16 protein-coding genes are annotated in these 21,733 nt (G+C 71.0%); 4 read left to right on the top strand and 12 right to left on the bottom strand.

Features of this window, described 5'->3' with window-relative positions; translation table 11 throughout:
- Positions 1-35 precede the first annotated feature (35 nt).
- From NE235_RS34185 to NE235_RS34145, 9 genes are all read right to left on the bottom strand, one after another.
- A complete protein-coding gene (locus tag NE235_RS34185; RefSeq protein ID WP_252810501.1) occupies positions 36-2,978 on the bottom strand; it encodes a beta-galactosidase in 2,943 nt (980 codons plus the stop codon).
- 163 nt (positions 2,979-3,141) lie between these two features.
- Entirely contained in the window at positions 3,142-6,102 is a 2,961-nt protein-coding gene (locus NE235_RS34180; RefSeq protein ID WP_252810499.1) for a glycoside hydrolase family 3 C-terminal domain-containing protein, read from the bottom strand.
- A gap of 15 nt (positions 6,103-6,117) precedes the next feature.
- Positions 6,118-7,488 carry a GH1 family beta-glucosidase gene (locus tag NE235_RS34175; protein WP_252810497.1) on the bottom strand — a complete coding sequence of 457 codons (1,371 nt, stop codon included), beginning with the start codon at positions 7,486-7,488 and terminating at the stop codon, positions 6,118-6,120.
- Positions 7,485-9,797 carry an alpha-xylosidase gene (yicI, locus tag NE235_RS34170; RefSeq protein ID WP_252810495.1) on the bottom strand — a complete coding sequence of 771 codons (2,313 nt, stop codon included), beginning with the start codon at positions 9,795-9,797 and terminating at the stop codon, positions 7,485-7,487. Before yicI ends, NE235_RS34175 begins: the two co-directional genes overlap by 4 nt.
- A gap of 17 nt (positions 9,798-9,814) precedes the next feature.
- Positions 9,815-10,678, bottom strand: a complete 864-nt coding sequence (locus tag NE235_RS34165; protein WP_252810493.1) for a carbohydrate ABC transporter permease — start codon at positions 10,676-10,678, stop codon at positions 9,815-9,817.
- Positions 10,675-11,622: a carbohydrate ABC transporter permease gene (locus NE235_RS34160; protein WP_252810491.1), complete on the bottom strand. Its 948-nt coding sequence runs from the start codon at positions 11,620-11,622 to the stop codon at positions 10,675-10,677. Before NE235_RS34160 ends, NE235_RS34165 begins: the two co-directional genes overlap by 4 nt.
- A gap of 64 nt (positions 11,623-11,686) precedes the next feature.
- Positions 11,687-12,976: an ABC transporter substrate-binding protein gene (locus tag NE235_RS34155; protein WP_252810490.1), complete on the bottom strand. Its 1,290-nt coding sequence runs from the start codon at positions 12,974-12,976 to the stop codon at positions 11,687-11,689.
- Between the two features lie 74 nt (positions 12,977-13,050).
- A complete protein-coding gene (locus NE235_RS34150; RefSeq protein WP_252810489.1) occupies positions 13,051-14,040 on the bottom strand; it encodes a LacI family DNA-binding transcriptional regulator in 990 nt (329 codons plus the stop codon).
- A 203-nt stretch (positions 14,041-14,243) separates the two neighbouring features.
- Positions 14,244-15,986, bottom strand: coding sequence for a carbohydrate-binding module family 20 domain-containing protein (locus NE235_RS34145; protein WP_252810488.1), 1,743 nt, complete (start codon positions 15,984-15,986; stop codon positions 14,244-14,246).
- Positions 15,987-16,177: 191 nt separating this feature from the next.
- On the opposite strand from NE235_RS34145, the gene NE235_RS34140 reads away from it, so the two are divergent.
- Positions 16,178-17,191 (top strand): LacI family DNA-binding transcriptional regulator, encoded by a 1,014-nt coding sequence (locus NE235_RS34140; protein ID WP_252810506.1) that lies wholly within the window; start codon positions 16,178-16,180, stop codon positions 17,189-17,191.
- Positions 17,192-17,226: 35 nt separating this feature from the next.
- Here NE235_RS34140 and NE235_RS34135 read toward each other — a convergent pair whose 3' ends face one another.
- Together NE235_RS34135 and macS are read right to left on the bottom strand one after the other, a co-directional pair.
- The gene (locus NE235_RS34135) at positions 17,227-17,847 is read right to left on the bottom strand and encodes a response regulator (protein WP_252810505.1); all 621 of its coding nucleotides are present in this window, start codon (positions 17,845-17,847) and stop codon (positions 17,227-17,229) included.
- Positions 17,848-17,989: 142 nt separating this feature from the next.
- Positions 17,990-19,108, bottom strand: coding sequence for a MacS family sensor histidine kinase (macS, locus tag NE235_RS34130; protein ID WP_252810487.1), 1,119 nt, complete (start codon positions 19,106-19,108; stop codon positions 17,990-17,992).
- A 60-nt stretch (positions 19,109-19,168) separates the two neighbouring features.
- Between macS and NE235_RS34125 the strand changes: the two genes are divergently transcribed.
- From NE235_RS34125 to NE235_RS34115, 3 genes are read left to right on the top strand one after another with little or no spacing between them, the layout of a single operon-like run.
- Positions 19,169-19,960 carry a MerR family transcriptional regulator gene (locus tag NE235_RS34125; RefSeq protein ID WP_252810486.1) on the top strand — a complete coding sequence of 264 codons (792 nt, stop codon included), beginning with the start codon at positions 19,169-19,171 and terminating at the stop codon, positions 19,958-19,960.
- Positions 19,957-20,523 (top strand): GyrI-like domain-containing protein, encoded by a 567-nt coding sequence (locus tag NE235_RS34120; RefSeq protein WP_252810485.1) that lies wholly within the window; start codon positions 19,957-19,959, stop codon positions 20,521-20,523. The genes NE235_RS34125 and NE235_RS34120 overlap by 4 nt, the downstream gene beginning before the upstream one ends.
- A gap of 10 nt (positions 20,524-20,533) precedes the next feature.
- Entirely contained in the window at positions 20,534-21,028 is a 495-nt protein-coding gene (locus NE235_RS34115) for a GNAT family N-acetyltransferase (protein ID WP_252810484.1), read from the top strand.
- Between the two features lie 92 nt (positions 21,029-21,120).
- Here NE235_RS34115 and NE235_RS34110 read toward each other — a convergent pair whose 3' ends face one another.
- Entirely contained in the window at positions 21,121-21,654 is a 534-nt protein-coding gene (locus NE235_RS34110; protein WP_252810483.1) for a hypothetical protein, read from the bottom strand.
- Positions 21,655-21,733 lie beyond the last annotated feature (79 nt).

The following is a 21,733-nucleotide window of genomic DNA, read 5'->3' as shown; positions in this document are numbered from 1 at the left end:
TATGAGCGCTGGTCCCGGCCACGGCCCCGTGCGGATCAGCGGAAGGAGGGGGAGGGGACGTCGGAGACCGGCACGCCGCCGCGCTCGTCGTCGAGCGCGACCAGGCTCACCGGCGCGGTCGTCGCGTCGGCGCGGGCGACGACCGCGAGGGCGAGGGTGTTGCGGCCGTGCTGCCGCAGCAGGCCGGCGGGCAGCGTGAAGTCGGTCTGCGGGCCGATGTCGCCGCCGTACTGGCCGAGGTTCCAGCCGTTGAGGAAGATCTGGACGCGGTAGCCCTGGCCGACCGGCCCGCCGAAGCGGAGCGCGATCGGCACGTCCTGGCCCTGGGGCAGGTCGAGCCGGAAGGACGTGCGCTGCCAGGTCACGCCGGGCGTGACCTTCGTCGCGGCGCCGGCCGTCCAGGAGCCGTCCGGGTACGCCGGCAGGTGCCAGCCCGCGCGCTCGCCGTACAGGCCGCCGTTGTTCAGCGGGCCGCGCGCCGGGTCGGCGAGGTTCTCGCCGCCCTTGGCGCCCTGGATCCGCCAGGAGATCGGGGCGTCGGCCGCCCCGGCGACGGACACCGCGTACAGGCCGCGCGGCTGCTTGAACCGGTTGTCGTCGGCGATCCAGTCGTCGTTGTGGCCCTGGTTCTCCACGAGGACGGACAGCACGGCGGGCTGCCCCGCCTTGACCAGGCCCGCGGGGATGGTGAAGTCGCCGTGGCCGGGGTCGGGGTTGACCGGGGCGTCGGCGTCGGCCTGGACGCCGCCCGCGGCGGAGCCGAGGTACCGGCCGTTTAGCCACACGAGGTACGAGCCGCGCTTGCCGGTGAAGGCGTTCAGCGACACCTTCGTCTCCGCGCCGGTGCCGGTGAACCGGCCCCGATACCAGACGTCGCCGTAGTGGTAGCCGTAGTCGTCGGCGTACAGCACGGTCGGCGTCTTCGGCTTGAGCGGGCTCTCGGTCGTCGTCTTCGCTGCGGAGACCCAGGACGAGTCGTCGAAGCCGGGCTGCGCCTCGGGCGCCTCCGTCTTCGACCGCCAGCCGGTGAGCGCCGGCAGGTGGACGGGCTTCGGGCCGGGCAGGCCGCCGAGCAGCGATCCGCTCGCGGTCGGCCGGGTCCGTACGGGCGAGCCGTTGACGACGAGGCGGTCGGCGTCGCCGAAGACCTCGATGTCCTCGGCCTTGGCCGTGTCGGCGCGGACGTGCGCGGTCCGCCCGCTCACGGTGGCGGAGCGGACGAGTGACGTGCCGCGGACGAGCAGCGGGCCCGCCTGCCAGAACTTCGCGGCCTCGGTGTCGGTGCCGAGCAGGAGCAGCAGCGGCCGCCGCCCGCCGCCGCTGATCAGCACGCGGGCCAGGCCGGAGTGGGTGTAGTCGAGCCGCAGGTCACCGTTAGAGGAACCGGGAGGCAGGCCGGGGCTGGCTGGTCGGGGAGAATACGACGACTGCACCGATCCGGACAGCACCCGCACGGTCGGCCGTGCGGAGTAGCGGAGCACCGTGGAGCCCTGCGTGCCGTCGGTCCCGTACAGCACCGCGAGGTCGCGGCCGCCCGCCTCCAGGTGCGTCATCAGCTCGGAGTTCGACCAGACGAGCCGCTGGCCGCCCAGGTCGTAGCCGGCGACGAGGACCTTGGCGTCACGGCCCTTGACCCGTACGGGCACCTGGTAGCGGCCGTCCGGGGTGGTCCAGTCGAGGGTGGCCGAGTCGTCGGTGGCGGCGGCGTGGTCGCTGTGGCGGACGAGCACGAACTGCGTGCGGGTGCCGGTGTTGGCGCGCGCGACCGTCTCGATCGCCTGGTCCGAGGACGCCGGAGCGGTGATCGGATCGGTCCTGGTCAGCGGCGCGACCGAGCCGAGGAAGAGGTTCTGCCGCTTGAACTCGTCGTACTTGTCGCTCAGCAGGCGGTTCTCGGTGATCGCCGAGCCGTAGTCGTAGGAGGTGTAGACGTCGTTCGGCTGGGCCAGCCAGCCCCAGTTCGTGCCGCCGAAGCCCATGTAGTAGTTGAACGCGGTCGCCCCGGCCTCGATGAGGTTCGACTTGTAGAAGAACTTCATGAACTTCGGCCCGGTGAGTTCCCGGCACTTGTCGAAGCCGGCGTTCTGCTGGTCGATCGAACCGCCCTGGTACTCCGCGGCGAACACCGGCGTGTCGTCGCGCAGCCGCTCGGTCAGGCCCGCGCCCCACGGACCCCAGCTCGTGTCCGCGTTCGCGCAGTCGAAGCCCTGCGGGTAGTCGTCGACGCCGGGGATCTGCACCGCGCCCTGCCCGGACGCCCACGTGGAGGTCCAGGACGCCGCGTCGCAGCAGTCGTTGGTCATGGTCGGCACGTCGATGCCGTCGGCGCGTGCCTTCTTCTGGATGTCCTCCATGTACGCCGCGTCGGTCGCGGCGGCGTACTCGTTCTCGACGTTGTAGAGGATGACCGAGCCGCCGCGGGTGATCTGGTGGCGCGCGATGATCGGGTCGATGTGGCCGAGCCAGTCGCGGTACGCCGCCGTGTAGCCGGGGGCGCTGCTGCGGGCCCGGCCCGGCACGTTCTTCAGCCAGGCGGGGAAGCCGCCGCCGGTGGTCTCGGCGTTGATGTACGGGCCCGGCCGGGCGATGACGTACAGGCCGGCCTGCTGGGCGATGGTGAGCAGGCGGTCCACGTCGCGGACGCCGGTGAAGTCGTAGACCCCGGCCTTGGGCGAGTGGTAGGCCCAGTCGAAGTACATCGAGACGGTGTTGAACCCGGCGGCCCTGTACTTCTCCAGTACGTCACGCCACAGGTCGGGGCTGGGCAGCCGGTAGTAGTGGAACTCCGCGGACCGCAGCAGCACGCGCTGCCCGTCGATCGAGACGGAGTAGTGGTCGTAGGTCACCTGATGCCGGGGAGCGGCGACGGCGGCGGGCGGCGGGGAGAGAGGGGACACCGCGAGCGCGAGCGACGCGGTCACGGCGGCGAGGAGGGCGAGGAGCCTGAGTTTCAGGCGGCGGGCGGGTCTGACGTGCACGAGCCGGGCCTCCGATGGCGGTCGTGGAGTCGGAACGGTCGATCCCCCGATCAGTGCTTCCCCCGATGATTCGGGGCGCCCCGCCCTTGGCGTCCTGGGGCAATGGACGGGGCGCCCCTGCTCGTGGGCGGCCGCCGCCCGGTCGGGGCGGCGGCCGGTCCCGCTACTTCAGCGAGAAGGTGGCGATCCGCAGGTCGCCGTGGAACACCAGGTAGACGTCGTGGCGGCCCTTCGCGCCCTGCAGTGCGGCGGTGGTGGTCGCGTACTTGTAGACGTCGCCGGTGCTCGACACCGTCGCCGTGCCCGCGAGCGGGCCGGTCGGGGAGTCGAGGCGGATCTCGATCGAGCCGTCGCCCGCGCTCGCCTTGGCGGCCGAGGCGGTGAAGGTCGCCGCGCCGGAGCCGAGCGACGCGCCGGCGAACTTGATCCAGTCACCGTCGGTCGCGCCGACCGCGTCACCGCGCACCTTGGTCTCGTCGACGAGGCGGATGCCCTGGTAGTCGTCGAAGTTCACCGCGCGGGTCGGGGTGGCGAGGTCGCGCGGCGGGATGGTCTCGCCGTGCACGCGGAGTGCGGCGCGCTGCCGGATGTCGGCCGAGGACGCGCCCACCTGCACGTCGTACGTGCCGGTCTCCACGACGTCCTTGTCGCGGGTGACGTCCCAGTGCGCCAGGTCGGACACCGTGAACGTCAGGTGCACGGTCTTGGTCTGACCGGCCGCCAGGTGCACCCGCTGGAACGCGCGCAGCTGCTTGACGGGCTGCTTGTCGCGCGAGGTCCGCTGGTGGGTGTAGAGCTGGACGACCTCGTCCCCGGCGCGCTCGCCGGTGTTGGTCACGTGGACGGTCGCGGTGACCTTGCCGCTGGACTGGCCGACGTTCAGGTGGTCGTAGCGGAAGCTCGTGTACGACAGGCCGTAGCCGAACGGGTAGAGCGTCCGCCCCTGGTAGTAGAGGTACGTGCGGTTCGACTTGATGATGTCGTAGTCGAGGATGTCGGGCAGGTCGCCGTCCGACTGATACCAGGTCTGGGTGACCCGGCCGGCCGGGTTGCTGTCGCCGAACAGCGTGTCGGCGAGCGCATGGCCCGTCTCCGCGCCGGCGTGCGTCGTCCACAGGATCGCCGGGACGTTCGCCTGCTCCCAGTTGAGCGTGGTCGGGTAGCTGTTCTCCACCACCACGATCGTGTTGGGGTTGGCCGCCCGCACCGCCTTGATCAGGTTCTCCTGGCTCTCGGCGAGGGCCATCGTCGTTCGGTCGTGCGCCTCACGGCCGTTGATGAACGGCATGCTGCCGACGACCACGACCGCCGCGTCCGCGCCCTTGGCGGCCTTGACCGCCTCGTCCGCGCCGCTGCTGATGACGTCCTTGCTGAAGTGGGACGCCTGGTCCTTGGTCGTGAGCGTCAGCGTGCCGTCGGAGCCGGCCTTGAGGTACTTGTCGTTCCCGTACCAGGACTCGTCGGTCTCGTAGCCGGCGTACCGCAGCAGGTTGCTGCCGTCGCTCTGCTGCTCAAGCGAGAACATCTGCTGGACGAACCAGCCGTTCGGCTGGTCCTGGTCGTTGACGACCGTGCTGCCCCAGTTGTACCGGCCGACGTACTTGCCGTTGGCGACGCTGCGCAGGGTCAGCTTGCCCTGGCCCCAGTCGAACGCGTCGAACTGGGTGGTCGTGTCGGCGGTGGTGGCGCTCTCCTTCAGCGCCGCCCCGGACGCCCCGGTCCCGGCGGTGATGTACTTGCCGGTCTTGACGTCCTTGAGGGCGATCCGGTCGGCGCCCTCGCTGTCGGTCACGGTGCCGCCGCTGCCGAGCTTCTCCTTGAGGCCGTCCAGCGGGGTCACCTTGTACGGCAGGGAGCCGGAGTACCAGTCGGTGTAGAGGGTCTTCTCCAGCGGGCCGACGACCGCGAGCTTCTTGGTCTTGGACGCGTTCAGGGGAAGGGCGTTGCCGGAGTTCTTCAGCAGCACGGCGGCCTGGTCGGCGGTCCGCCGGGCCAGGGCCCGGTTGGCCGGGCTGTTGATGACCGACTTGTCGATCTTGGCGTACGGGCCGCCGTCCGGGTCGAAGTCGCCGAGGCGCACCCGCAGGCTCAGGATGTGCGACACGGCGGCGTCGAGGTCGGACTGCTTCAGCAGGCCCTGGTCCAGCGCCGACTTGACCGCGGCGGTGGTCGGACCGGCGTTGGTGTCGTCGACCGTGAAGCTGTCCAGGCCCGCCTTGATGAGGGCGGCGTCCGCCTCCGGCTGGGTGGCGTAGTAGTGCTCGCTGCCGGTCAGGTTGTTCGGCGCGCCGGCGTCGGTGACGTTGAGCAGGTCACGGCTGGTCCATTTGCGCACGACGTCGTTCAGGTCGGGGCTGACCGTGTTGGGCCGCCCGTTGACCAGGTTGTACGACGCCATCACGCCGGTGGCCGCGTCGGCGGAGATGGCCGGCGAGAACGCCTTCTCGTCGTACTCCTTCTTGACGCGCGGCCGCAGGTCCGACGAGGTGGTGTCGCGGTTCACCTCGTTGTTGTTGGCCAGGTAGTGCTTGAGGACGGGCGCGGCCTTGAGGTGGTCCTTGTCGGGTCCCTCGATGCCGGAGCCGTACGCCGTGGAGATCGCGCCGGTGAGGTACGGGTCCTCGGAGTAGCCCTCTTCGTTGCGGCCCCAGCGCGGGTCGCGCAGCAGGTTGACGACGGGCGCCCAGAGCTGCAGGCCCCACACGTCCGGGTTCTCGGCGTTGAAGCCGCGGGCCTCGTCGCCGACGGCGGAGCCGACCTTCTTGATCAGGTCCGGGTTCCAGGTCGAGGCGAGGCCGACGGCCTGGGGGAAGACGGTGCCGTTCGCGGTGACGACGGCGCCGCCGTTATGGATGTCGGTGGACCACGCGACGCCGTGCAGACCCTCGGTGCCGGTCTTGAACGCCTTGATCCCGAGCCGGGGGATGGCCGGCTCGTACTGGTGGAGGAGGGAGATCTTCTCGTCGACGGTCAGCCGGCCGAGCAGATCGTTCACCCGGGCCTGGAGGGACAGGTGGGGGTTCTGGAAGGGATAGGTCTCTTTGGCGTGGGCCGGACCGTTCAGCCCGAGCGTGGCCATGACGGCCACGCCGAGCGTCGCGGCAATCCGGGGTCGGAATCTCACTAGCTGCGACCTCCTTTAATCAGTCGAAGCGCTTCGACGTGTGGCCCCCGAGAACTTGGGTCCCTGCGGGAATCGCGCGACCACGTCCTGGTACCAGTGCGCACTGTCCTTCCAGGTGCGCTTCTGGGTCGCGTAATCCACATGGACGATGCCGAACCGCTTCGAGTAGCCGTACGCCCACTCGAAGTTGTCCAGCAGTGACCAGACGAAGTAGCCGCGCACGTCCGCGCCCTCGTCGCGCGCCCGCTCGACCGCCGACAGGTGGTCGCGCAGGTACTCGATGCGGCGCTGGTCGCGCACCCGGCCATCCGGGTCGACGCGGTCGTCGAACGCCGCGCCGTTCTCCGTGATGACGAGCGGGACGCCCGGGTACTCCCGGTGCAGGCGCAGCAGCAGCTCGGTCAGGCCGGTCGCGTCGATGGGCCAGCCCATCGCGGTGTACGGGCCCGGCTGCTGCAGGAACTCGATGTCGTCGCAGCCCACCCACGGCGACGCCGTGCTGTTCCCGTGCCCGTCGGCGGTGGCGCGCGGCGACACGCCGTCCCAGCGGCGGACGAGCGTCGGGGCGTAGTAGTTCACCTCGAGCATCTCCAGCGGCGCCTGGCAGGTCGCCTCGTCGCCGTCCTGGACGAACGACCAGTCGGTGATGCCGCGGGTGTCCTCGAGCAGGTCGGCGGGGTAGGCGCCCTCCAGCATCGGGCCGAGGAAGACCCGGTTGGCGACCGCGTCGACCTGGCGCACCGCGTCCGCGTCGTCGCCGCGGACGTGGTGCAGGTTGAGCGTGACCGACACCGGGCCGGGCAGCGCCCGGGCGGCCAGGCCGTGCGCGAGGTTGAGGTGGTGCGCGGCGGTCAGCGCGGCGACCGGGTCGGTCCGGCCGGGCGCGTGCACGCCCGAGCCGTACCCGAGGAACGCCGAGCACCACGGCTCGTTGAACGTCGTCCACAGGTGCACCCGGTCGCCGAGCGCCGCGCCGATCCGCTCGGCGTACTCGGCGAACCGGTAGGCGGTGTCGCGCGCCGTCCACCCGCCGGCGTCCTCCAGCTCCTGCGGCAGGTCCCAGTGGTAGAGGGTCGCGACCGGCTTGATGCCCTGCTCGAGCAGCGCGTCCACGAGCCGGGAGTAGAAGTCGATCCCGCGCTGGTCGTACACGCGCGGCCAGGAGATCGAGAAGCGGTACGCCCCCAGGCCCAGCTCCCGCATGATCCCGATGTCCTCCGGCCACCGGTGGTAGTGGTCGGCGGCCACATCACCGGTGTCGCCGTTCAGCACCAGGCCGGGCGTGTGGCTGTAGGTGTCCCAGATGGACGGCACCCGGCCGTCCTCCCGGGCCGCGCCCTCGATCTGGTACGCGGCGGTCGCGGCACCCCACACGAAGTCGTTCATGACACTCCTCGGATCGTGACGGTCTGACCGGCGGCCTCGACGAGGAGGCCATGATCGTGCTCGACGATCGTGCCACCCTCGGCCTCGCCGGACCGTACGCCGACGAGCAGGACCCGCCAGGCCGTGGCGTTCTCCGCCGTCACCGTGACCACGTCGCCGTCGCGGGCCGTCGTGAACGTCGCCGCGACCTCGCCGGAGACGTCCGGGATCTCGGTCGTGACCCGCGCGCCGTCGGCCAGCGCGTACGCGTGCAGGGTGACGCCGTCCGCGTAGTCGTAGTCGGGCCGGTCCTCGACCGCGCCCATCGGGATCACCGAGCCGGGCCGGGCCAGCAGCGGGACGCTGAGGAAGTCGTGCCGCTCCTTCACCCAGCGCCCGCCTCGCACCGGCTCGCCGGTCAGCACGTGCGTCCAGGTGCCCTCGGGAACGTAGTACGCGGTGTCGCCGTCGGCGGAGAAGACCGGCGCGACCAGCAGGTCCCCGCCGAGCATGTACTGCCGGTCGAGGTGGCTGACGGCCGGGTCGCCGGGGAACTCCACGACCATCGAGCGCATCATCGGGATGCCCTCGCCGTACGTCTCCCGCGCCGCGCCCAGGATGTACGGCATGAGCCGCGCCTTGAGCTTCGTGAAGACGCGCAGGACGTCGACGGCCTCCTCGTCGAACAGCCACGGCACCCGGTAGGAGTGGCTGCCGTGCAGCCGGCTGTGCGAGGACAGCAGGCCGAACGCGATCCACCGCTTGAACAGAGCCGGATCCGGCGTGCCCTCGAAACCGCCGATGTCATGGCTCCAGTACCCGAACCCCGACATGCTCAGCGACAGCCCGCCGCGCAGGTCCTCGGCCATCGCCTCGAACGTCGACTCGCAGTCGCCGCCCCAGTGCACCGGGAACGCCTGCGACCCCGCCGTGGCCGACCGGGCGAACACGACGGCCTCGCCCTCGCCGCGGCGCTTGCGCAGCAGCTCGAAGACGGTCTGGTTGTACAGGTACGTGTAGTAGTTGTGCATCCGCTCGGGGTCGGAGCCGTCGAAGTAGACGACGTCCGTCGGGATGCGCTCGCCGAAGTCGGTCTTGAAGCAGTCCACGCCCATGTCGAGCAGCGCGTCGAGCTTCGCGGCGTACCACTCGCGGGCCTCGGGGTTGGTGAAGTCGACCAGGCCCATGCCGGGCTGCCACTTGTCCCACTGCCAGACGTCGCCGTTCGGCTTCTTGACCAGGAAGCCGCGCTCCTTGCCCTCCTCGAACAGCTTTGAGCGCTGCGCGATGTACGGGTTGATCCACAGACAGATCTTCAGGCCGCGCGCCTTGAGACGGCGCAGCATGCCCTCCGGGTCGGGGAACGTGCGCGGGTCCCACTCGAAGTCGCACCAGTGGAACTCGCGCATCCAGAAGCAGTCGAAGTGGAACACCGACAGCGGCAGGTCCCGCTCGGCCATCCCGTCGATGAAGCTCGACACCGTCTCCTCGTCGTAGGAGGTGGTGAACGAGGTGGACAGCCACAGGCCGTACGACCAGGCGGGCACCCGGGTCGGCCGGCCGGTCAGCGCGGTGTACTTGCGCAGGATGTCCTTCGGCGTCGGGCCGTAGATGACGAAGTAGCGCAGCGACTGGCCCTGGACGCTGAACTGCGTGCGGGTGACGACCTCGGAGGCCACCTCGAACGACACGTGTCCCGGGTGGTCGACGAACACGCCGTAACCCGCGTCGGTCAGGTAGAAGGGGACGTTCTTGTACGCCTGCTCGCTGGCGGTGCCGCCGTCGGCGTTCCAGATGTCGACGGTCTGGCCGTTCTTGACCAGCGGGCCGAACCGCTCGCCGAGGCCGTACACGTGGTGGCCGACGCCGAGGTCGAGCTGCTCGCGGAGATAGTGCCCGCCGTCGCCGGTCTCCATGATGGCGGTGGTCTTCGCGCCGCCGCCGGTGAGGACCCGGCCGCCGGCGGAGAAGTCGACGCGCCACGGGCCCTGGCGCGCGACGCGTACGGACAGCGCGCCCGAGGTGAGGACGGCGGCCTCGTCGTCCGCGGTGACCTGGACGTCGGCCCGCTGCTCGCTCAGCCGGAACCGCGGGTCGCGGGCGACCTCGCCGTCGAAGTGCGTGACCGTCACCCCGATGACGTCCGGCATGGGGGAGGAGTAGGTCAGGGTGAGCTGCGGGCCCTTGAGCAGATCGCCCCGGTGCCGGATGTGCTGGGTCGGCGCGTAGACGCTGAGGGAGTCGGGGCCGGCCTGCACGTCGAGGACCTCGACGGGGTACGAGGCCCGCACGCCGTCCTGCAGCATCCAGTAGCCGTCGGTGAATCGCAAAGAAGTGAGTCCTTGTCCTACTTGACCGCACCCACGGTGATGCCGCGGGTGAGTGTGCGCTGGAAGATCAGGAAGAAGACGACCGCCGGGATGATGCCCAGCAGGGCCGACGCGCTGGTCATGGTGGCGTCCATCATCTTCTGGCCCTGCAGGACGCCGAGCGCGACCGGCACCGTCTGGTTCTCGTTGGAGATCAGGAAGACCATCGGGAGGAAGAACTCGTTCCACGTCCAGATGAAGAAGAAGACGAACAGCACGCCGAGGGTCGGCCGGCTGATCGGGACGACGACGCGCCACAGGATGCGGAACCGGCCCGCGCCGTCCATCCGGGCCGCCTCGAGGATCTCCCGGGGGAACGTCGACAGCACCGACGACATCAGGTACGTGCCGAACGCCGTCTGGATCGCGGTGAAGATGATGATCACACTGAGCCGCGTGTCGTACAGGCCGACCTTCTTCGCCAGGAAGTACAGCGGGTAGACCAGCACCTCCTGCGGCATCGTGTTGGCCAGCAGGAACAGCACGAGGATCCACACCCGGCCCTTGATGCGGCCGATGCCGATGGCGTAGGAGTTCAGCACCGAGAGGATCACCGCGAGCACGGCGACCGAGACGCTGATGAACAGGCTGTTGACGAGCTTGGCGCCGAAGTCGACGCGCTCCCAGAAGTCCTTGATGCCCTGGAGGTAGAAGCCCTTCGGCACGCTGAGCGGGCCGTGGCCGGAGTACTCCGCCGGGGTCTTGAACGCGTTGAACGTGATGATGACGAACGGCAGCAGCATCACGACCGCGAGCACGGCCAGCGCCGCCAGCACCGCCCACGCGCCCGGAGTACGCCGGTGCGCGGCGGGCCTTCCCCGACTGACACTGATGGAGCTCATCGATCCGCCTCCTCGGCCTTGTTCTGACGGCTGATCAGCACCGCCATGACCACGACGATGATGAGCGTCAGCACGGTCGCGATCGCGGCGCCGTAGCCGACCTGGGTCTTCTCGAAAAAGTTCTGGTACGAGTAGTAGGCGGGCACGTTCGTCGCGCCGCCGGGGCCGCCACGGGTCAGGATGAAGACCTTGTCGAAGCTCTTGATGGCGGCGACCGTGCAGGTCAGCAGCACCACGTAGATCTCCGGGCGGATCTGCGGGATCGTGATGTACCAGAACTTCCGCCACCACGACGCGCCGTCGATGTCGGCGGCCTCGTACAGGGACGGGTCGACCCGCTGCAGGCCCGCCATGAAGACGACGAGCGGGAAGCCGATCTGCACCCAGACCAGCACACCCATCACGGTGTAGAGCGCGAGCTTCGGGTCGCCCAGCCAGTCCTCCTGGAGCGACTTCAGGCCGACCGCCTTGAGGACCGCGTTGAGCGCCCCGTTGTCGGGGGCGAGGATCCAGGCCCAGACGATGCCGGCCACCGCGAACGGCAGCACCTGCGGCAGGTAGATGCAGGCCCGCAGGACCGCGGTCGTACGGGCGCCGAACCGCTTGGCGATGACGTCGAACAGCACGGACGCCAGGATCAGCCCGATCACCAGCGGGACGATCGCCATGGCGATGACGAGCGCGACGTTGTGCCCGAACGAGGACCAGAAGGCGCCGTCGGACAGCAGCTTGGTGTAGTTGTCCAGCCCGGCCCACTGCGGCGAGCCGATGCCGTCCCACCTGGTCAGGCTGAAGCCGAGGTTCATGACGAACGGCACCAGGATGACCCCGATGAACAGGACCGTGCTGGGGATCAGGTAGACGGCGTAGGACAGGCCACCGCGCGGCCTGCGGGCGGGCTTGTGCACGGCCTTCGCGGGCGGCGCGCTCAGGGTTTGAGTCATCGTGTCTCTCCGGTACGGGAGGCGGGCGGCCGGACCGGCCCGCCTCCCGCGGTCGGCGGTCTCGCTAGTGGCCGGTGTTCGCGAGGTTCTCGTTGTACGGCTTGGCGAAGCCGTCGAGGACCGCGTTCGGCGACGCGGTGCCGTTGATCAGCTTCTGCGTTCCGGCCACCAGGACGTCGTAGTAGCCCGGCGCCGGCCAGTCGGGGTAGAAGCCCAGCGCGTCGTTCTTCGCCAGGGTCTGGTAGTTCTCGATGAGCTTCTTGTTCTTCGGGTCCTTCACACCGGCGGGGTCGCCCGCGACCGGCACGCCGCCGTTGTCGGCGAGGAGGTTCTGGATCTCCTTCTTCATCGTGATGTTGATGAAGTCATAGGCGAGGTCCTTGTTCTTGGACCCCTTCGGGATCACCCAGAGGTTGCCGCTGGACCCGAGCGTCAGCTTGGTGTCCGGCCAGAGGAACGTGTCCCACTGGAAGTTCTTGATCTCCTTCGCGAAGCGGCCGTACCACCAGCTGCCGGAGAAGAACATCGGGAACTTGCCGGCCATGAACGCGGTGCCGGCGTCCTCGGCCTTGGTGCCCGAGGAGTTCTTGGCGATGTAGCCCTTCTTCACCCAGTCGGCGAAGGTGTTCGCGGCGTACGTCCACGCCTGGTCGTGGAAGTCGACCTTGCCGGTGTAGCGCTCGTACCGGTCGACCCAGGGCTTGTCGGCCTTGCTCAGCGCGAGCTGGTAGAGGTACTGCTGCGCCGGGTACTCCGCGCCCGCGTTGGACAGCGGCGTGACGCCCTTGCTCACGAACGTGTCCATCGCCTTGGTGAACTCGTCGAGGGTCGTCGGCACCTTGACGCCGTACTTGTCGAACAGCGCCTTGTTGTAATAAACCTGCAGGTACTCGGCGTAGTTCGGGACGCCGTACCACTTGTCACCGCCCATGACGCCCTTGGCGTCGTACTTCGCGGTCTCGGCGACGCTCGGCGGGAGGAGCTTGTCCCAGCCGCGCTTGGTGACCTCGGCGGTCATGTCGGTGAGCAGGCCCTGCTTGGACAGCAGGCCGGCCGTGGCGTTGCCCTTGTTGTACTCCAGGATGTCCGGGGCGTCCTTGGAGTTCATGACCATGGGCGCGGTCTTCTGGATCTGCTCGAAGCCCTTCTCCTCGAACTTCACCTTGACGCCCGGGTGCGCGGCCTCGAACTCCTTGATCGCCTGGTTCCACGCCACCCCCATGGCGCTGTCCTGGGTCTCGTAGTGCCAGAGTTTCAGCTCTTTGGACGAAGAGCCGCCGCCACCGCCGCCGCACGCGGACAGGGCCAGCGCTCCCGCGGCCAGTGCCGCGAGCGCCTTTGTCGCCTTCAACATCGGGGGTTCCTCCAGTGGGGTGAAAATTGTCGAAGCGCTTCGACGAATGCCGAAAAGAAGAGTCGATGGGGTCGTCAGGCCGCCGGTGTGCTGGACCGGAGGACGAGTCGGGAGGGGAGCAGGGTGGAGCCGGGCGGCTGGTGGCCGTCCAGCTTCTCCATGAGCAGGGCGACCGCCTGGCGGCCGAGTTCCTCGGCGGGAATGGAGATCGAGGTGAGGTCGAGCCGCTCCGCGAGGTCGTCGGGAGCGATGGCGATGAAGGACAGGTCGTCGGGAATGCGGCGCCCGGTCGCGCGGAACGCCGAGAGCAGGTGCTCGACCGCCGGCTCGTTGTGCACCGCGATACCGGTCACGTTCGGGTGGTCGCGCAGCAGTTCGTCGGCGGCCTCCCGGGCGTGGTCCGGGTCGCAGGGCCGGACGACCGCGTGCACGCCGCGTTCGGCGGCGGCCCGCTGGAAGCCGGCCTTCGTGCGCTCGGCGAAGCCGGTGCCGCGTTCGTACACCGCGGGCGGCGCGCCGATCAGCGCGATCTCGCTGTGCCCGAGGTCGGCCAGGTACTCGGCGCAGGCCGCGCCGGCCGCCTCGAAGTCCCAGTCGACGCAGGTCAGCCCGGTCGGGTCCGCGGGGAAGCCGATCAGCACCGACGGCCGGTCCAGCGAGCGCAGCACCGGCAGCCGTACGTCGTGCATCTCGACGTCCATCACGAGGATCGCGTCGACGAGGGAGGAGCCCGCCACCCGCTCGAGCCCGCCGACGCCCTCGTCCTGGGTCAGCAGCAGGACGTCGTGGTCGTACGAGCGGGCGCTGGTCACGGCCGCGATGACCATCTGCATCACGATCGGCACGTGGATGCCCGAGCGGAGCGGGACGACGAGCGCGATGACGTTGGAACGGTTGCTGGCCAGCGCCCGGGCCCCCGCGTGCGGGCGGTAGCCCAGGGCCCGGATACTGTCCATGACCCGGCGGCGCGTCTGGTCGGAGATCGACCGCTTCCCGCTCAGCACATAGGACACCGTGCTGGGGGAGACGCCGGCGTGGCGGGCCACGTCAGAGATCTTTACCAAGGTCCCGCTCCTGTCGAAGCGCTTCGATTGCCGGAATGTTAAGCCTGTCGCCAAGAAGGTGCAATGGGGTGTTACAAGAACGAAACCGGAATCTGGGAGCGTTCCCACGTTCCGGACCGCCGTCGATCGCGTCGAACGTTCCGATCGGGTTGCCGGGCGTGCGAGACGCCCGGGACCTCGCCGGTCCCGGGCGTTTTCGCGGGTCAGCGCCAGCTGTCGCTGACGGTGGCGGTGCCGCCGGAACCGGTCGTGTACGACCGGTTCGGGTCGGACTCCCAGGTGACCGAGCCGTCCGGATTCTTCTTGACGTACTTGTACTGGAACGTGGTGTTCGCCGGCAGGGACACGGTGGCGGACCAGGTCGGGTAGCCGGCGGACGACAGCGCGACCGCGCTGCCCGGCGCCCAGCCGCCCAGCGCGGGGATCGAGCCGATCACGAAGACGTTCTGCCCGTAGTACGTCGTCGCGTACTCGTTGAACGTCACCTGCACGACGCCGGTGCCGCCCCCGCCACCGGTTCCGGTGGCCGCGACGTCGATCGCGACCGCGGTGCCCGGGGCGACGGAGAACGTCGCGTTGCCGGAGCCGTCCACGGTGACGGCCGTGCCGGTGCACTTCCCGGCGGACACTCCGCCGCCGATGACGTCGCAGTACGTCCCGGCGGGCAGCCCGGTGGCGAACGTCCGGCTCAGCGTGCTCCCGGAGTTGTTGATGGCGACGTAGCCCTTCGCGCCCCGGCCGAAGGCGATCTGGTTCGAGCCGTCGGACCACCAGTTGGCGACGGATGTGCCCTTGACCGCGTTGTGCCAGCCGACCATGCCACCGAGGACGCGGTCGAGACAGCCCTGCCAGCCGCTCGCGCAGTTCGTGTTCGCCACGTACCCGTTCCCGTTCGCGGGCGGGGAGTCGTCGCTGCCGCTGAAGTCGAAGCCGGAGTAGACCTGCGGGGTGCCGAAGTTCCAGGCCAGCGAGAAGATCGTGGCCAGCCGGTACTTGGTGCCGTCCTTGTACGAGAGCGTGCTGCCGTTCCGCTCGGTGTCGTGGTTGGCGACGAAGACGACGGACTTGTTACTCGGCTCCATGCCCCAGGACTGCCCGAAGCTCTGCAGATTGGCGATGGCGCCGTTGAACTGCTCCTTGAGCTTCTGGCCGTAGACGAACTCCAGCAGGTCGCCGGTGCCCTCGAAGGCGCTCGGCGCGAGGCTGCCGCCGCTGCCGGGCATGACCTCCTGGTAGACGTACGCGGATTTAGTCAGTTTTCCTTCGATGGCGGCCAGGTCGGTCGCGCCGATGTGCTTCGCGGCGTCCACGCGGAAGCCGTCCACGCCGAGGGAGAGCAGGTCGTTGAGGTAGCCGGCGATCTTCCCGCGCACGTAGTCGGACTCGGTGCGCAGGTCCGACAGGCTGCTCAGCTCACACTTGGTGACCTCGGTGTAGTCGTTCCAGTTGTGGATCTGGTCGTCGGACTCCGGGCAGTCCGCCGGGTAGGTGTGGAAGTCGGCCGAGGAGTAGATGCCGGGGTAGTCGTACTTGGAGAAGGTCCTGCCGCCGTAGCTCGCGCTGCCCTGGCCGGTCATGTGGTTGATGACCGCGTCCGCGTAGACCTTCACGCCGGCGGCGTGGCAGGCCGAGACCATGGCGGCGAACTGCGCGCGGGTGCCCATGCGGCTGTTCACGTCGTAGTCGGCCGGTTGGTAGACCTCCCACCACGGATGGCCGCCGCGGGTGAGGGAGTCCTCCGGCGGAGCGACCTGGACGGCGCCGTAGCCCTTGGGGCCGAGCACGTTCGTGCACTCGGAGGCGACGGAGTTCCAGTTCCACTCGAAGAGATTGGCGATGACGTCGTGGTCACCGGTGGGCGACGCCGTGGCGGGGCCGGCGCCGGCCACCGGCGCGATCGTGGCCGCCAGCGCGAGGGCGAGCGCCGGCAGCAGGCGTTTCAGCATGCGGGGCCTCCTGGGTGAGGGGAGTGGGCGGGGTCCCCCGAGGATCTGCGGCCGCAGTGTTTCCGCTGTGTTGCCGTGACCGTAAACCCTCGCCGGATCCTCATCAAGACTTTTCTGCAAAGTTGCGAAAAGTTGCAGGATGCGGGCCGATCCCGCCCGTCACGTCCGGCGGTACATTCGTGCCTGTGACCATGCGCCTGGCGGACATCGCCGCCCAAGCCGGAGTGAGCGAGGCCACCGTGAGCCGGGTGCTCAACGGCAGGCAGGGCGTGGCGCCGGCGACGCGGCAGGCGGTCATCGACGCGCTCGACGTCCTCGGGTACGACCGGCCCGCCCGCCTGCGCCCGCCGCGCAACGGGCTCATCGGACTCATCGTCGCCGAGCTGGACAACCCCATCTTCCCGGCGTTCGCCCAGGTCATCGAGAACACCCTCGCCGTACACGGCTACACCGCGGTGCTCGGCGCGCTGGCGCCCGGCGGCATCAACGAGGACGACTACACCGACCTCCTCCTCGAACGCGGGGTCTCCGGGATCGTCTTCGTCTCCGGGCTGCACGCCGACTCACAGGCCGACCACGGCCGCTACAAGCGCCTCACCGACCGCGGGCTGCCGATCGTGCTGATCAACGGCTACGCCGAAGGGGTCGACGCCACGTTCGTCTCCAGCGACGAGGTCGGGGCGATGGAGCTGGCCGTGGCCCACCTCGCGCACCTGGGGCACCGCCGCATCGGCCTGGCCGTCGGCCAGGAGCGGTTCGTGCCGGTCATCCGCAAGACCGAGGGCTACCGGCGGGGGATGGCCGAGCACCTCGGAGTGGCCGAGACCGACGAGTGGATCGTCAACACCATCTTCACCGTCGAGGGCGGCGAGGCCGCCGCGAAGCGGCTGCTCGACCGGGGCTGCACCGCCATCTGCTGCGGCAGCGACCTGATGGCCATCGGGGCGATCCGCGCGGCCCGGCAGCGCGGCCTGCGGGTGCCGGAGGACGTGTCCGTCATCGGCTTCGACGACTCGCCGCTGATGGCCTACGTCGATCCGCCGCTCACCACGGTCCGCCAGCCCGTCCGTGAGATGGCCCTGGTCGCCGTGCGCAGCCTCCTCGACGAGATCCAGGGCGTCGGCGCGCCGCACACCGAGCTGGTCTTCCGGCCCGAGCTGGTCGTCCGCAGCTCCACCGGCCCGCTCGGCTCCGCCGACCAGTAGGCGCGGAGAGTTTCCGCAAGGCCGTCGGGCGGCGGTCAGCCCAGGCCCTGCTCCAGCGCGTAGCGCACGAGCTGCGCCTTGTTGTGCAGCTGCAGCTTGGTCAGGGTGTTCTGCACGTGGTTCTGCACCGTACGGTGCGACAGGACGAGGCGCTCGGCGATCTCGCGGTAGGTCAGGCCCTTGGCGACGAGCCGGAGCACCTCGGTCTCCCGGTTCGTCAGCCGGGGCGTCTCCCGCTCCGGTGCCCCGCCCAGCCGGCGGTACTCCCCGAGGACCAGGCCGGCCAGCCCGGGCGTGAACACCGCCTCCCCGGCCGCGGCGGAGCGCACCGCCGCGATCACCTCCTCCAGGGACGCCGACTTGGTCAGGTAGCCGGTGGCGCCCGCCGTCACGGCGTCCAGGACGTCCTGCCGCTCCCCGCTCGCCGACAGGACCAGCACGTGGACGGACGGGTCCGCCGCCAGCAGCCGCCGCGTCACCTCCGCGCCTCCGAGGTCGGGCAGGTGCAGGTCGAGCAGGACGACCTGGGGCCGCGTGGCCCGCGCGACCCGCAGCGCCTGCGCCCCGTCGCCGGCCGTGCCAACGACCGGGAGACCCGCGGCGGACAGCCGCTCCGCGACGCCGTCGCGCCAGATCGGATGGTCGTCCACCACCAGCAGACGAGGCGGGCCGCCGGCGTCCACGGTCTCGGGTTCCGTATCTCCTGAGCTTGCGTCGGCGTTCACCGTCTCGGGTCTCGTCTCCCCGGAGCGCGCGTCGGCGTCCACGGTCTCGGGTCTCGTCTCCCCGGAGCGCGCGTCAGCGTCCATGGTGTTCGACCTCGTTCCTCGGGACTCGTAGCTCGACCTCGGTGCCCCGGCCGGGCGCCGACGTCACGTCCGCCTCCCCGCCGAGCTCGGCGATCCGGCCGACGATCGACTGCGCGACGCCGAGACGCCCGGCCGCGGCCGCCTCTTCCAGGCGGCCCGCGGGGAACCCGGCGCCGTCGTCCCGGACGCTCACCGCGACGGCCTCGCCCTCGTCGTCGAGCAGCACCCAGGCCCGCGCGTCCGGGCCCGCGTGGCGGCGGACGTTGTCCAGCGCCTCGCCGGTCGCGGCGGCGACGGCACGGGCCGCCGCCTCCGGGAGCAGCACCTCCTGCGCGGGGCAGGAGACGGTGACCCGGTCCCCGGCCAGGGGTTCCAGCAGCGTCCGCACGTCGAGCCGGCCGTCCGGGGCCGGCGTCGGCGGGAGGGCGATCAGCGTGCGCAGCGCCGTCTCCTGCTCACCGGCGAGCCGGCCGAGCTCGGCTGCCTCGCCTTCGAGCTCCCGGCCCCGCGCGCTGACCAGCGCGAGCACCTGCAGCACCGAGTCGTGGATGTCGCGCGCGATGCGCTGCCGCTCGGCCGTCGCCGCCTCCCGGCGGGCCGCGCGGTCGAGGGCCGCCTCCGCGCGCAGCACCAGGCGTACGACGTGACCGCCGACGGTGCCCGCGATCACCAGCAGCACGATGCCGTTGAACGTGTTGCGCGGCAGTGCCTGGCGTTCCAGCAGGTCGGCGACGGAGACGACGGCCGCGCCGGTGAGGCCCGCCCACGGGCCGCCGGCGACGGCGCAGGCGAGCACCGGTGCCGCCGCCCAGCACAGGGGCAGCGTCCCGGCGCCGTGGTCGATGCGGGCGGCCGTGTCGACGAGCCGGGTGGCGAGGACCAGGGCCATCGCGACCGCGACGTCCACCCCGGCGATCCAGGGTCGCCGCGCGGGCACGCGGGCGTACGCTGCGGTGGCGAGCGCGGACCACGCCGCCATCACGGCGAGCACCGCCAGGCCGCCGTTCGGGTGGGCGTACCGCTCGTGGTCGCGCACGATGATGACCGCGGCGTAGACCAGGCTGATGAGCCGGTAGACCCCGACCGCCCGCCACATCTGCTCGACCACGAAGGCGACATTACGGGCTGACGGCCCGAATCGCTGGACTCTCCTTCTAGGGGAGACGCCATGCTGATTCCCGTGAACGAGGGATACCTGCCGATCGGGCGGTTCGCCCGGCTCTGCCGGCTGAGCGTCAAGCAGCTGCGGAACTACGACGACCTGGGCCTGCTGGTCCCGGCCCACGTCGATCCGGACACCGGATACCGGTACTACCGGCCCGGCCAGTCCCGGGACGCCCTCGTCATCGGCCTGCTGCGCTCCCTCGACGTGCCGCTCCCGGCGATCGCCCGGGTGCTCGCCGACGGGACCGGAGCGCTGGGCGGCGTACGGGACGCGATGGAGGCCGACCTGGCGCGCCGGCGGCGCAACCTCGCGGCGCTGGAGCGCATCCTCGCCGACGGGCTGCCCCGCCCGGAGGTGAGCCTGGTCCGCGAACCGGCCCGCCGTGTCGTCGCCGTCCGCGACGTCGCGCCGCCGGACGGGATCGGCGTGGTCACGTCGGCGTGCGTGGCACGCCTGATGAGCGCGCTCGCCGCGGCCGGGCTCGTCGTGGCGCCGATCGGGCTGTTCCCCCTCGACCTGGGCCGGCAGGTCCCGGTCACGGTCGCCGCCGAGACCGACGCGGCCGTGCCGGGCACCGCGCCGGACCTGCTGCGCGGCGGGCTGTTCGCGTCCGCGACCCACGTCGGGCCGTACGACCAGATCAGCCTCACCGCGCACGCGCTGCTGGCCTGGGCGGGCGACCGGGGGCACACGCCCGCCGGGCCGCTGCGCGAGGTCTACGTCTCCGACCCGGCGAACACGCCGCCGGAGCGGCTCGTCACCCACCTGATGATCGAGATCGAGGAGTCCGAGTGAATCCCTACATCGCCGCCGATGAGCCGGAGCTCGTCGAGTTCGGCCCCGCCCGCGGTCTGTCCGTCTCCGGGCAGGGCGAGCCGGGCGGCGCCGCGTACAACACCTGCGCCGGAGCGCTCTACGCGGTCGCGGGGAGCCTGTGCGGCGTGGCGGCCCGGAACGGCCGGGCGTTCGATCTGCCGCCGCTCGAGGGCCGCTGGTGGGTCGAGGACGAGCGGTCGCCGTTCGACGTGCCACGGGAGGAGTGGCACTGGCACCTGTTCCTCCGGCTGCCGGACACCGTGGAGGACGCCTGGTACGACGAGGCTCGCCAGGCCGCGCCGCACCCGGCCGCGCCACGGGTCCAGCTGGTCACCTACACCGAGGGACGCTGCGTCCAGGTGCTGCACCGGGGAGCGTACGCCGACGAGCCGCGCACCCTCGCCCGGATGGACGCCTACCTCGAGCAGGAGGGGCTGACGGGGAACGGCCTGCACCACGAGGTGTACCTGTCCGACGTCCGCGAGACCGACCCGGAGAAGATGCGCACCATCCTGCGGATGCCGGTCCGCCCCTCGGTTTAGTCTCACCGGTGTGACGCAGACTCCGGCCGAGCCCCGGCGGTACCGGCTCGACGCGATGCTGCCCGGGCCGCCGGCGCCGGCCGACGACTCCCTCCGCCCGGCGACCCGGGCGGACCTGCCCCTCCTCGGCGCCCTCATGTGGGACGCCTACCGCGGCACCCCGGACGAGCGGGACGCCGGCGACGGCATCGCGTCGGCCACCGAGGAGATCCGGCTGACCTTCGACGGGGAGCACGGCCCGTTCGTCCCGGAGGCGTCCTTCGTCGCCGAAGAGGACGGCCGCCCCGTCGCGGCCGCCCTGGTGACGGTGTGGCGGGGCACGCCGCTGCTGGCGTTCGTGTTCACCGCCTCGTCGCATACCGGCCGCGGCCTGGCCCGCCGGCTCATCCGCGCGGCGATGGGCGCGCTCGGCGAACTCGGATACGACCGGCTCTCCCTCGCCGTGACCGAGGACAACGCGCGGGCACGGGCCCTGTACGAGTCGATGGGCTTCGCGCCCGTCTGAGGTCCTTCGCGGACGAAGATCGGTCGCCGGACGAGGCGACGCTCGATCGCTCACCGCCGGGGTGGGGGCGCCCGGAGGCCGCACCCCGGCGGTCAGTCGCGCGCCAGGTAGATCGCGCCGCCGAAGGGCTGCGCGCCGCCCGCCGCACGCTCGTCGGGCGGCGCGAGCCCGGCCGCCGCGGCCCACGCGTCGACCAGGCCGGCGGGCCAGGACGACCGGGCGCCGGGGAGGACGACGGCGACGCCGCCGGGCTCCAGGGCCCGTCCCAGTTCGCGGACGGTGTGGCGGGGGAAGGCGAAGGTCTTCGGGTCGAGGCGGCAGACGAGCGCGGAGACGCTCGTGGCGGGGAACGGAAGGTCGATGTCGATCTCGCCGACGCCGACCGGCGGGACGTTCCCGCCCGCCCGTTGGACGGCGCGCCGCAGGGCGCGGGCGTCGCGCCGGTGCGGCACGGACGCCTCGACCGGCACGCCGTCGGCGGTGAGCCGGGCGGCGAGGTCGTGCAGGCCCGGGCCGATGAGCCGTACGGGCGCGGTGCGCCGCGCGGCCGCTCCGGCGAGCAGCGCGCCGAGGGTCGCGTCGTCGAGGAGGGGACAGCCGTACGCGGCGGAGGTCGGCGTGGTCATCGGGGGGCCGTTCGGCCGGTGTCCGCGACGGGGGTCGCGACGGGGCGGGGCTGGATCACCGGAGTCCTCCCACGGGATA

Origin of the sequence: Actinoallomurus spadix (assembly GCF_024055725.1) — a bacterium.
Lineage (GTDB): Bacteria > Actinomycetota > Actinomycetes > Streptosporangiales > Streptosporangiaceae > Actinoallomurus > Actinoallomurus spadix.
Note: the sequence above shows the minus strand (reverse complement) of the source record. Positions and strands in the feature narration are given on the sequence as shown.

Excerpts from the sequence above, each read along its gene's own strand:
- NE235_RS34110 (WP_252810483.1), bottom strand. The coding sequence starts at position 21,654 with ATGACCACGCCGACCTCCGCCGCGTACGGCTGTCCCCTCCTCGACGAC.
- NE235_RS34145 (WP_252810488.1), bottom strand. The coding sequence starts at position 15,986 with ATGCTGAAACGCCTGCTGCCGGCGCTCGCCCTCGCGCTGGCGGCCACG.
- NE235_RS34125 (WP_252810486.1), top strand. The coding sequence starts at position 19,169 with ATGCTGATTCCCGTGAACGAGGGATACCTGCCGATCGGGCGGTTCGCC.
- NE235_RS34155 (WP_252810490.1), bottom strand. The coding sequence starts at position 12,976 with ATGTTGAAGGCGACAAAGGCGCTCGCGGCACTGGCCGCGGGAGCGCTG.
- NE235_RS34140 (WP_252810506.1), top strand. The coding sequence starts at position 16,178 with ATGCGCCTGGCGGACATCGCCGCCCAAGCCGGAGTGAGCGAGGCCACC.
- NE235_RS34160 (WP_252810491.1), bottom strand. The coding sequence starts at position 11,622 with ATGACTCAAACCCTGAGCGCGCCGCCCGCGAAGGCCGTGCACAAGCCC.
- NE235_RS34165 (WP_252810493.1), bottom strand. The coding sequence starts at position 10,678 with ATGAGCTCCATCAGTGTCAGTCGGGGAAGGCCCGCCGCGCACCGGCGT.
- NE235_RS34175 (WP_252810497.1), bottom strand. The coding sequence starts at position 7,488 with ATGAACGACTTCGTGTGGGGTGCCGCGACCGCCGCGTACCAGATCGAG.